Annotated in this window: 11 protein-coding genes and 1 tRNA gene; 5 read left to right on the plus strand and 7 right to left on the minus strand. The window is 64.2% G+C overall.

Annotation, left to right across the window (positions count from 1 at the left end):
* On the plus strand, window positions 1-282 hold a 282-nt coding region (locus HNH97_RS04100), incomplete at its 5' end, for a hypothetical protein (RefSeq protein WP_171789966.1).
* Window positions 283-379: 97 nt separating this feature from the next.
* Here HNH97_RS04100 and HNH97_RS04105 read toward each other — a convergent pair.
* Window positions 380-541, minus strand: coding sequence for a hypothetical protein (locus HNH97_RS04105; RefSeq protein WP_167400305.1), 162 nt, complete (start codon window positions 539-541; stop codon window positions 380-382).
* Between the two features lie 182 nt (window positions 542-723).
* On the opposite strand from HNH97_RS04105, the gene HNH97_RS17710 reads away from it, so the two are divergent.
* Window positions 724-1155: a hypothetical protein gene (locus HNH97_RS17710; protein WP_216657517.1), complete on the plus strand. Its 432-nt coding sequence runs from the start codon at window positions 724-726 to the stop codon at window positions 1153-1155.
* A 240-nt stretch (window positions 1156-1395) separates the two neighbouring features.
* On the opposite strand, the gene HNH97_RS04115 is transcribed toward HNH97_RS17710, so the two are convergent.
* The 3 genes from HNH97_RS04115 to HNH97_RS04125 form a co-directional block, all read right to left on the minus strand.
* Window positions 1396-1470 (minus strand) — tRNA-Thr (locus HNH97_RS04115).
* A gap of 100 nt (window positions 1471-1570) precedes the next feature.
* Window positions 1571-1984, minus strand: a complete 414-nt coding sequence (gene dksA / locus HNH97_RS04120) for an RNA polymerase-binding protein DksA (RefSeq protein ID WP_003621930.1) — start codon at window positions 1982-1984, stop codon at window positions 1571-1573.
* 137 nt (window positions 1985-2121) lie between these two features.
* On the minus strand, window positions 2122-3720 hold the full coding sequence (locus HNH97_RS04125) for an efflux transporter outer membrane subunit (protein ID WP_171789967.1): 1599 nt from the start codon (window positions 3718-3720) through the stop codon (window positions 2122-2124).
* Window positions 3721-3886: 166 nt separating this feature from the next.
* Here HNH97_RS04125 and HNH97_RS04130 point away from each other — a divergent pair, with 166 nt between their 5' ends.
* The 3 genes from HNH97_RS04130 (at window position 3887) to HNH97_RS04140 (ending at window position 6776) form a co-directional block, all read left to right on the plus strand.
* The gene (locus HNH97_RS04130) at window positions 3887-4585 is read left to right on the plus strand and encodes a TetR/AcrR family transcriptional regulator (RefSeq protein ID WP_171789968.1); all 699 of its coding nucleotides are present in this window, start codon (window positions 3887-3889) and stop codon (window positions 4583-4585) included.
* Window positions 4586-4728: 143 nt separating this feature from the next.
* A complete protein-coding gene (locus HNH97_RS04135; RefSeq protein ID WP_171789969.1) occupies window positions 4729-5946 on the plus strand; it encodes a Tm-1-like ATP-binding domain-containing protein in 1218 nt (405 codons plus the stop codon).
* The gene (locus HNH97_RS04140) at window positions 5946-6776 is read left to right on the plus strand and encodes a phosphoenolpyruvate hydrolase family protein (RefSeq protein WP_171789970.1); all 831 of its coding nucleotides are present in this window, start codon (window positions 5946-5948) and stop codon (window positions 6774-6776) included. Before HNH97_RS04135 ends, HNH97_RS04140 begins: the two co-directional genes overlap by 1 nt.
* 303 nt (window positions 6777-7079) lie before the next feature.
* On the opposite strand, the gene HNH97_RS04145 is transcribed toward HNH97_RS04140, so the two are convergent.
* From HNH97_RS04145 to HNH97_RS04155, 3 genes are all read right to left on the minus strand, one after another.
* Window positions 7080-8339 carry an outer membrane beta-barrel protein gene (locus tag HNH97_RS04145; protein WP_390669794.1) on the minus strand — a complete coding sequence of 420 codons (1260 nt, stop codon included), beginning with the start codon at window positions 8337-8339 and terminating at the stop codon, window positions 7080-7082.
* A gap of 321 nt (window positions 8340-8660) precedes the next feature.
* Window positions 8661-9980 carry an ammonium transporter gene (locus HNH97_RS04150; protein WP_261310239.1) on the minus strand — a complete coding sequence of 440 codons (1320 nt, stop codon included), beginning with the start codon at window positions 9978-9980 and terminating at the stop codon, window positions 8661-8663.
* 59 nt (window positions 9981-10039) lie between these two features.
* Window positions 10040-10378, minus strand: a complete 339-nt coding sequence (locus tag HNH97_RS04155) for a P-II family nitrogen regulator (RefSeq protein WP_171789971.1) — start codon at window positions 10376-10378, stop codon at window positions 10040-10042.
* Window positions 10379-10741 lie beyond the last annotated feature (363 nt).

A 10741-nucleotide genomic window follows, 5' to 3' on the forward strand; every position in this document is an offset into this window, starting at 1 on the left:
ACGGCGAATTCCGCCGCATCGGAAGTGGGCCGCAACCCGCCCTCCGCCACGGACAGCACGGGGAACCGGGTCAATCCGTCGGACAAGCTGTGGAACAACCCGCGCACCGTCACCGAACAGCCCGGGACCCAGCCTCCCCCCAATTCAGGCACCGGGGAAACGGGGGCACAGACGCAGGCACCGATTCATAACGGCAAGACGTGGCACGGGCACCAGCACTCGAAATATCATTCCACCACCCCGTCCACACCGTCCTCGCCCGGCACGGCGGAGCAGCAGTAAGGCCCGCCGGGAGGCAACATGCCGGGACCGGGGCACGAAGGGCGGGACCACGGGTGCGCGGCCCCGCCCCTGCCGCCGCGTCGCGCGTCAGCCAGTGTCAGAATTCGTCGAGGATGAAATCTTCATCGGGACTGCGGCAGGCCATGTCGGTCGGACGGGTATACCCCCGCCGGTTTTTCCATGCGTGGATCAGGGCCAGTCGCCATTCCTCGTGGGGATCGCGGGTGGGTTTCGGGGGGCAATCGGATTTCGCTTTCATGATCCGGACACCTCTGGCTGTCACCCGCATCAGCGCGGGCACCGGTTCCATAGCAGGCACCCCATGATGGCGGTGTGACGATTGCATGAAGCTTTGGCGCATGACGCGTTCGCACAACTGGCATAAGCGCGGATTGTCCCGATCCGGCACAATGCAGGACAAAACAACAAGGAAACTGTCCTGTGGCCGACCATCCTGCTCCTGACGCGGCTTTTCCCGTCCCGTACCGGCACCCGTCGGGGGTGGCGTGTATCGACATCGCGCGTCACATGTCCTTCTGCCTTGGCAATGCGGTGCGGTGCGTCTGGCATGGGTGGCGCGCCAGCACGCATGACGGGACGGCGGACCTGCAACAGGCCGTGTTCTATATCCATGAATGGCTGGGGATGGAGGTGCGGCCCCGCATGCCCCTGTCACGCCTGATTACCGACGCGGTGCAGCGCTTTGCCGCCGTGGACGAGGACGCCCGATTTTCCACCACCATACGTGACCTGTGCCGTGCGGATTTCACCCACGGCAACGAAAACGCCGCCCGCCATGCACTCAGCCTCATCACGGCGGAGATGGAACAGCGCAGGGAGGCGCAGGCGCGACCGGACAAGGAAAAGGTGTAGGCGACGCCCGAAAACGTTTGGTGAATTATCCCGATGTCGTGTCCGCGGATTTTCAGCACACGGATCCGCTTATCTCACGATAGAACCGGAAATCACTCCACGGTTTTTCCACGGAACCAAGGGGATCGGCATCGCATCAAGATGGACGAAAGCGAACGGCCAGAGATTTTCCATGGATGAGCGAATTGCCAGAGACCCGCCATAAATGGCTGTTTTATGGTCATTCAGACAAGGGAATCATGGTGCTGCTGGACAGGATTGAACTGTCGACCTCTCCCTTACCAAGGGAGTGCTCTACCACTGAGCTACAGCAGCGACGCCGTGGGCGGTTGGTAGCTTTTCCCGCCCTGCGTTGCAACCCCTTTTCATGGGATTTTATGCATCCTGTGCCAACGCGGGGCGGAAAAAGGCATCATCAGTCGTCGCGGTGGATCTTTTCCATGCGTTCGTGGCGTTCCTGCGCCTCGATCGACAGGGTGGCGATGGGGCGCGCCTCCAGCCGTTTCAGGCCGATCGGTTCGCCCGTTTCCTCGCAATAACCATAGGTCCCCGCCTCGATCCGCTGCAGCGCCTGGTTGATCTTGGTGATCAGCTTGCGCGCGCGGTCACGGGTGCGCAGTTCCAGCGCACGGTCGGTTTCCACGCTGGCGCGGTCGGTGATGTCGGCTTCGTGAATGCCGCCTTCGGACAGGCTGGCCAATGTCTCGTCCGCTTCCTTCAGAAGCTCGCCGCGCCAGCGTAACAGCTTGTGACGGAAATATTCCACCTGGAGGGGATTCATGAATTCCTCGGATTCCGAGGGATGATAATCGGGTGGCAATGTAAGCATATCAAACTGGTCCCTGCACCTCGGCTCCGGCATGGCTGCGGCCCCCGCGTCGGGACCGGCATGGCGGAACCGCGCGGCTTATATCAGGCGTCGTCTGGCCGCGCCAAGCATTTCCGCACGTTTTCGGGTCTTTTCCCCTATGCCGCCTTCCCTGCGGCAGGGGTGGCGGAGGCGGCGGTGGCGCGGGGCGCTGCCTTCTTCCCCCTGGGCACGGGTTCGGGATAGGTCGTCTCCCACCCGCCGCCAAGGGCGTTGTACAGCCGCACCAGATTGGCCGAAATCGTCGCCGTGCTGCTGGTCAGGTCGGATTGCGACGACAGAAGCTGGCGCTGCGCATCGAGCACCGACAGGTAGGTCACAAGCCCCTGCCCGTACTGGTCCTGCGCCAGCTTCAGCGACGCTGCGTTCGCCGCCACCTGGGCTGCGAGGAAATCATGATGCCGCTGTTCATCCGTATAGGCGGTCAGCGCGTTGTCCACGTCATGCCATGCCTGAAGCACCGTCTGCTGATAGGCGAGCGCCGCCTCCTTCTGCGCGGACTTGCGCAGTTCAAGCTGCCCGCGCAGGCGTCCGCCCTGGAACAGCGGCAGGGTGATCGACGGGCCGACATTCCATGCCTTGGCGTTCCAGAACCCCATGTCGCGGAACGACAGGGATTCGAAGCCGAAGCCGGCATTGATCGTCACGCGGGGATAGAACTCGGCCACGGCTTCGCCCACCTCCGCGGTGGCGGCGTGCAGGTTGGCTTCGGCGCGGCGGATGTCGGGCCTGCGCCGCGCCAGTTCGGAGGGCACGCCAATCGGCACGGCAGGCGGCACCGGCGGGATGGCCGACGCCACCAGAAGTTTGTCCGACAGGGCGCGCGGCGGTTCACCCAGCAGCATACTCAGCGCGTTGACCTGCTGGGCCAGTTGCTGTTCAAGCTGCGGCATGCGCGCCAGCGTGCCCTCAAGCTGGGCGCGGGCGCGTTCCACATCGAAATCGCTGCTCATGCCGTGGGTGTAGCGGTCCTGGTTCAGGTCGAGCATGCGCTGCGCCACGTCGCGGTTTTCCATGACGATGCGCAACTGTTCCTGCGTCGCGCGCAGGTCCATGTAATCGCGCGCGACCTCCGCCTCGCGCGAGATCAGCATGCCGCGCCGCGCTTCCTGCGTGACCTGCGCCGATGCGGCCGCGGCCTCGTACTGGCGGCGCACACGGCCCCACAGGTCCACCTCCCACGTGGCGTCGATGCTGTCGCGCCACTGGTTGAACAGCGGGATCTTCGCCTGCCCCGGCGGCGGGGCGATGCCCATGGCCTCGGGGTGTTCCTGCTCGATGTCGGTGACGATGCGCTGCAGCATCTTGGTGCTGTACTGCTGGCGCGCGTACGACCCGCTTGCCGACATGGCGGGGAAGCGTTCGGCCCCCGCGATGCGCAGTTCCGCGCGGCTTTCGGCCATGCGGTAGGCAAAGCGCCGGACATCGAGGTTGTCGGTGGCCACCCTGCGTTCAAGTTCCGACAGGACGGGATCGTGGAAGCAGTCCCACCATGCCGGGTCCGGCGTGTCGGATGTCACCTGGCTGGCGACGGGTTTTTCGCCTGCCTTCGTCTCGGTGTGCATGTTGGTCGGGCCGCCATATTTCTTTGGCGTCCAGGGGGTAGGCTTATGGAAATTGGGGCCAACGGCACACCCTGCCGTAACCACCGACAACCCGACCACGGCGGTGCGCCATGAAAATCCCCTAACCACCAACGCGGCCCCCTGTTGTCACTGTCGCCAATACGATAAACCTGTTCGTACGCAACGGTTGCGCGATATCATCTTCCATTGACCGATCAGTTCGGTCAGGTCCATAACCTATCCGCTTTATGCATCGGGTCAATCGAAACTAACGGACAAAAAGGTCAGGACACGTCTGATGGCTGCAACGCCCCCCTTCCCCGACAAGGACAAGGCGCAGGTCCCCTCCGCCGCGACGGGCACCTCCCCGGCCAAGCGCGCGCAGATCCTTGAAGGGGCGGCGCGGATCTTTGCCGAACACGGGTATGAAGGTGCGAGCATGTCGTGCATCGCGCGCGACGCGGGCGTGTCGAAGGGGACACTCTACAACTATTTCGACAGCAAGGCCGTCCTGTTCTGCGCCTTCATCGAACAGTGCACCCGTGAAAAGCTGCCGCTGATGTTCCGCCGCATCGACGAGGGGGCGACGATGGCGGACTCGCTCGAACATGTCGCGCGCGCGCTGATCGAACTCATCACCTCGCCGCTGTCGCTGATGCTCAACCGCGTGATCGTGTCGGAGGCGGCGACCTTTCCCGAACTGGCCAAGACCTTCTGGGCCAACGGGCCGCAGCAGGCCACCAGCATCCTTGCCGCATGGCTCACCCGCGCGCCGCAGAGCGAACTTCTCGACGTGCCCGACCCGACATTCGCGGCGGAGCAGTTCTATGCCCTGTGCCAGACGCACATCGCGGGGCGCGCGCGCATGCAGCTTCCGGTTGACACCAGCCCCGCCTATATCGATTTCGTCGCGCGTTCGGCCGTGCGCGTCTTCCTCAACACCTATCAGCGCAGCGGGCCGCGCCAGCCACCGCTGGCCTATGTCCCGGACGCGTAAAAGGCGCGGAAAAGCGGCTTTTCCATGACATAGTATTGCCTGCGCCCCTGTTCACGCAAGCGTGTCCCCGCCGGGCGGCCACGGGGCTTGCGCCCCTGTGTCGCGGACGCAAATTCTGCCCCGGGCAGGAAGGGGAGAGCAACGTGGGACGTGTATATATAGTCGGCACATGCGACACCAAGGCCGTGGAACTGCGCTATGTCCATGACCTCATCACCGGGCAGGGCGTGCCCGCCGTCATCGTCGATGTCAGCACCGCCCATCGCGCGCCCGGCCCCGACGACGCCGACACGATCCCCCCCACCACCGTTGCCGCCGCCCATCCCGATGGCACGCAGGCGGTGTTCACCCGCAGGCGTGGCCCCTCCATCGCCGCGATGGCCACCGCGCTGCGCCATTTCCTGTGCGCGCGCAACGACATCTCCGGCGTGCTGGGAATCGGCGGGTCGGGGGGCACCGCGCTGGTCGCGCCCGCGTTGCAGGCGCTGCCGCTGGGCCTGCCGAAAATGATGGTCTCCACCGTCGCGTCGGGCAATGTCGCGCCCTATGTCGGCGGGTCGGACATTGCCATGGTCTATTCCGTGACGGACATGGAGGGGCTGAACCGCCTGTCGCGCCGCATCCTCGCCAACGCCGCCAACGCCATGGCGGGCATGGCCAGCCACCTGCCCCCCGCCCTGCATGACCCGCGCCCGGCCGTGGGGCTGACGATGTTCGGTGTGACGACGCCGTGCGTGGAACGTATCGTCAGCGACCTTGACGACACGTTCGACTGCATGGTGTTCCACGCCACCGGCACCGGCGGGCGCGCGATGGAACGCATGGCCGATTCCGGGCTGCTGGCGGGCATCATCGATGTCACCACGACCGAGATCTGCGACTACCTTTCGGGCGGGATCTTCCCCTGCGACGACGACCGGCTGGGGGCGGCCATCCGTACCGGCGTGCCCTATGTCGGCAGTTGCGGTGCGCTGGACATGGTCAATTTCGGCGCGCCCGACACCGTGCCCGCCCATTACCGCAACCGCCGCCTGGTGGAACACAACCCGCAGATCACGCTGATGCGCACCTCGGTCGCGGAATGTCGCGCGATCGGGGAATGGATTGGCGACCGGCTGAACCAGTGCCGGGGGGAGGTGCGCTTCTTCCTGCCCGAAGGCGGCTTCTCCCTGCTCGACCGCATGGGGGAGCCGTTCTATGACCCGCAGGCGGACCATGCCCTGTTCGAAGCGCTGGAGCGCACGGTGGAACAGACACCGCGCCGCCGGCTGATTCCGCTGCCTTATGGGGTGAATGACGCGGCGTTTGCCGATACACTCGCCGCCACGTTCCGCAGCCTCTTTAACGGAGAAAACACCTGATGCCTTCGATTCCACGCGCAGAGATACTGGCGAAATTCCGCACGATGATCGCCGACAAACATCCTATCATCGGTGGTGGCGCCGGCACCGGCCTGTCCGCCAAGTGCGAGGCGGCGGGCGGGATCGACCTGATCGTCATCTACAATTCCGGACGGTACCGCATGGCGGGGCGTGGGTCGCTGGCGGGGGTGCTGGCCTATGGCAATGCCAACCAGATCGTCATGGACATGGCGCGCGAGGTCCTGCCCGTGGTGCCCCACACCCCCGTCCTGGCCGGTGTGTGCGGCACCGACCCGTTTGTCGATTTCGACGTGTTCCTCGACGATGTGAAGCGGGTCGGGTTTTCGGGCATCCAGAACTTTCCCACCGTGGGGCTGATCGACGGGAATTTCCGCCGCAACCTTGAGGAAACCGGCATGAGCTACGCGCTGGAGGTCGATGTCGTCGCCCGCGCGCGCAAGAAGGACCTGCTGACCACGCCCTACGTCTTCGACGCGGAGCAGGCGCGCGACATGACAAAGGCCGGGGCCGACGTGCTGGTGGCGCATATGGGCCTGACCTCCGGCGGGGCGATCGGCGCGGGCACGACCATGACGCTGGAAGATTCGATCACCCTCATCAACGAGATTTCGGAGGCCGCGCGCTCCATCCGTCCCGATGTCATGCTGCTGTGCCATGGCGGCCCGATCGCCATGCCCGACGACGCGCAGAAGGTGCTGGACAACTGCCCCGACTGCCACGGCTTCTATGGCGCATCGAGCATGGAACGCCTGCCGGTCGAGGTCGCCCTGACGGAACAGACCCGCCGGTTCAAGGCGATGAAGCGCTGAAGCCACGCAGGGGCGCTGCCCCTGCACCCCGCCAAAGGGCCTGCCCTTTGGAAACCATGACTTTATAAACGAATCAGGGTGCAGGGATCGCGATCCCTGCCGGGTCCGGGCAGAGCCCGGGTGTTGCATGGCACCAACGGCCTCGCACGCTCAGGGGCTTCGCCCCCGAACCCCCACCAAAGGGCTCGCCCTTTGGAAACCATGACTTTTAACGAATCAGGGTGCAGGGAGCGCGCTCCCTGCCGGGTCCGGGCAGAGCCCGGGTCTCTCACGCACCGACTCCCCCGCACGCCGGAATACCCCTCAGAACCCGATCACCGCATCCCCGCCAAAGGTGAACATGCCATTGTTGCGCCCGCCATTGAACGGTGTCGTGCCGTTGAGCGAGCGGTCAAAGCGGATTTCGGGGCGCAGCATGAACACGCGCACATGGTGGCCGATATCGGGCTTGTACGTCACACCCAGCGTCATTTCGCCATAGGTCGTGCCATGCCCGCTCGGGCCGGGCATCAGCGCGTCGGCCGGGGTGGTGCGGCCGGAAATGCCATCCATGTAGGAATTGTTGCCGATGAAGGTCGCGACCATCAGGTTGTTGTTGTCGCGATAGATTTCCCCGCGATAGTTGAAGGTCAGGACCTTGTTGACCTTGTAGCTGAGGAAACTGACGAAGCTTTCGGCATCAGCGGCCTTGAAATTGCCGTTCGCGCGGATGCCGTTCAGCCCCTGGTCATGGATGTAGTTGAACTCCGCCGTCAGGGTCAGGCGGTCATTGACGGCATAGACGGCGTTGATGTCGTTCCAGAACCGTTCGGCATTATCCGCCTCATGCCGTCCCCCGGCGGAGGAATAGCGCGAGTTTTCCGGCCCCACGCGGCTGAGTTCGACGATATTGAGCTTCCCGTGCGCAAGGTTGTTCAGGTTGAACCCGAAATACCCGGCAGGGGCGTTGTTGTTGTCCGACCGGCCAAAGGAGGTCTGGTTGCCGGTATCAATCCCGAACGTCACGTCCAGCATATCGGTGACATGCCAGTTGAACATCGCACCGATATGCTGGAAGGGGACGGAATATTCAGAGGTATAGGCCAGCGTATAGAACGGCCGCGTCGTGGGGTCGAGCGTCTCCACCCCCATCGGGGCCTGCAGGATGCCGGCATGCATGTCCAGCCCCCCCTTCGTCGCCCATGGCAGGTGGACATCGGCATGGGCCTGCGCGGGGATCAACTGGTAGCGCGCATTCCATTCATGCGCGCTGACGCCAAGGATCTGGTAATAGCGCGCATCGGACCCGTACATGCCCTCCAGCGTGAAACCGACCTGGTAGCCGCCACGCGACGGGTCGATGGCCTTCTGCAGGGTGAACTCCGCCTGGTTGAGCTGCACCTGGTTGGCATGGTCGGCAAAGAAGTCGCCAAAGTTGTAGCCGGGCTGTGGCCGCGCGGGGTTGGCCATGATGCCGCCCTCGACCTGCCCGGTCAGGGTGATGCCCGACAGCCAGCGCGCAAAGGCGGAATCGCTTTTTTCCATGCTTTTGAACACGGACACCTGCGCATGGGCCGGGCGCATGTCCACCAGCAGGCCCGCCCCCACCGCGATGATACAGCCAATGCCTGCACGCAACGCCCGCGTGCCCGTCCCGGCCTTTCCCATGAAGCTGCCCCCGCTGCCGCCTTAATTATAGATTCCGTATGGATGTTTAGGATTTATCCACATTTCGGAACACTCTTTCATCCGTAACATTCGGCAGGGTATGTGTCAAAATCATCACATACCATATTGCGCATACGCAACATTCCGCGGGCGCAATATGGCCGGGCGCGGGACATGAAAAAAGGCGGGGACATGCCCCGCCTTCCTTCATTCACATCTTACCGGACAGGCCGGGGATCAGGAATTGATGCGCTCCCCATGCAGCGCCATGTCGAGACCTTCCATCTCCTCGTCCGGGGTGACACGCAGGCCGATCGTCAGGTCCACCGCCTTGAGGATCACGAACGTCAGCACCGCGCACCAGACGATGGTGACACCCACCGATTCCGCCTGCGCCAGGAACTGCGCGAATGAACCGCTGACGCCCTCGGGGCTGGCGTCGGTGGCCGACAGCGGGCCATAGGCGAACACCCCCGTCAGCAGCGCGCCGACGATCCCGCCGATGCCATGCACGCCAAATGCGTCGAGGCTGTCGTCATATCCCATCATGTGCTTCAGGCCGGTGGCCCCCCAGAAACACACGACACCGGCCACAAGCCCGATCGCCAGCGCACCGCCCGGCAGGACGAAACCCGCCGCCGGCGTAATCGCCACAAGGCCACCGACCGCGCCGGAAATGATGCCCAGCACCGTCGGCTTGCCGGTCTTGACCCATTCGGCGCACATCCATGCGACACCGGCGGCGGCGGCGGCGATCTGGGTCGTGGCCATTGCCATGCCCGCGCGCCCGTTCGCCCCGCCGGCGGACCCGGCATTGAACCCGAACCAGCCAACCCACAGCAGGGACGCGCCAATGATGGCGTAGGTCAGGTTGTACGGCGACATGTCGTCATGCCCGTACCCCTTGCGCCGCCCGATCACCAGGGCGGCGACCAGGCCCGCGATACCGGCATTGATGTGCACGACCGTCCCACCGGCAAAGTCGATGGCCCCGATCCTTGCCGCGACCCATCCGTCCGGCCCCCAGACCCAGTGCGCGACCGGCACGTACACCAGCAGCGACCACACGATGGTAAAGACACACAGCGCGCTGAACTTCATGCGTTCGGCGAACGCACCGGCAATCAGGGCGGGCGTGATGATGGCGAACGTCATCTGGAACGTCATCCACACGCTTTCGGGGATGGTCATGGTCGTGGCCGCAGGCGTGCCCGCCGCCATGGTGAACGCGACGTCGGACCCCTTGGAAATCCCGGCCCCCATGCCGTTGAGCATCACGCGCGACAGGCCGCCGATGAACGCATTGCCCGACGTGAAGGTCAGGCTGTAACCCACGACCATCCACACCACCGTCATGATGCAGCAGATCGCGAACGACTGCATCAGCGTCGCCAGCACGTTCTTCTTGCGCACCATGCCGGCATAGAACAGGCCAAGACCCGGGATCGTCATCATCAGCACCAGCGCGGTGCTGACCAGCATCCATGCCGTGTCACCGGTATCGATGGCGGGCGGGGTGGGCGCGGCATCGGCGGCAAGGGCGGACGCACCCCCCATCGCCACGGCAAAGGCCGCCACCGGGGCACACCCGCGCAGCAGCGCGGCGGTCATCTTGTTCACAGCGCGTTTTCTCCCGTTTCCTGGGTCCTGATCCGCATGGCCTTTTCCAGATCGAGGACAAAAATCTTTCCATCGCCAATCTTGCCGGTATTGGCCGCGGCCTGGATCACTTCCATCACGCGGTCGGCCACGGCGTCGGGAACGGCGATCTCCAGCTTGATCTTCGGCAGGAACTGGATGTTGTATTCCGCCCCGCGATAGATCTCGGTCTGGCCCTTCTGCCGACCATATCCCTTGACCTCGGTCGCGGTCAGGGCATCGACGCCGATCAAGGAAAGCGCCTCCCTGACCTCATCAAGCTTGAACGGCTTGATGACCGCAATGACGAACTTCATGTCTTTTTCCTTCCCCGACCTGCGTACGCAATGGGCCCGTGGCGCTGCTGGCGATACCCGCGCGCGCGCCCCGAAAACCGGATCACCCGTGTCCTGTCCCCGTGTCATGTCCGCGGACCAACACGAACGCCCCATGGTGCCATATTCCCGACATGATGAATCCATGCAAGCAATCATTGCGATTCCGCAAGGCGTGGAGTGTCTTTTCAATCACGCCCCGCAACACGATTGCCACAGTCGGGCGCACTCCTGCCTAAGCCCCGGTAACGCAGGGGTTTTTGCACATGTTTTTTGCATCGGCTTTTGCATCGCGCCCGCACATCCTGCATAGAATTGGGCCGCCATGACCCAGCCCCCCGCCCC

This window comes from Gluconacetobacter entanii (assembly GCF_013155425.1).
GTDB lineage: Bacteria > Pseudomonadota > Alphaproteobacteria > Acetobacterales > Acetobacteraceae > Novacetimonas > Novacetimonas entanii.

What these genes read in the sequence shown, in the direction of transcription:
- HNH97_RS04105 (WP_167400305.1), bottom strand. Translation starts at nt 541, where the DNA reads ATGAAAGCGAAATCCGATTGCCCCCCGAAACCCACCCGCGATCCCCAC.
- dksA (WP_003621930.1), bottom strand. Translation starts at nt 1,984, where the DNA reads ATGCTTACATTGCCACCCGATTATCATCCCTCGGAATCCGAGGAATTC.
- HNH97_RS04130 (WP_171789968.1), top strand. Translation starts at nt 3,887, where the DNA reads ATGGCTGCAACGCCCCCCTTCCCCGACAAGGACAAGGCGCAGGTCCCC.
- HNH97_RS04140 (WP_171789970.1), top strand. Translation starts at nt 5,946, where the DNA reads ATGCCTTCGATTCCACGCGCAGAGATACTGGCGAAATTCCGCACGATG.
- HNH97_RS04145 (WP_390669794.1), bottom strand. Translation starts at nt 8,339, where the DNA reads ATGCGCCCGGCCCATGCGCAGGTGTCCGTGTTCAAAAGCATGGAAAAA.
- HNH97_RS04150 (WP_261310239.1), bottom strand. Translation starts at nt 9,980, where the DNA reads ATGGGGGGTGCGTCCGCCCTTGCCGCCGATGCCGCGCCCACCCCGCCC.
- HNH97_RS04155 (WP_171789971.1), bottom strand. Translation starts at nt 10,378, where the DNA reads ATGAAGTTCGTCATTGCGGTCATCAAGCCGTTCAAGCTTGATGAGGTC.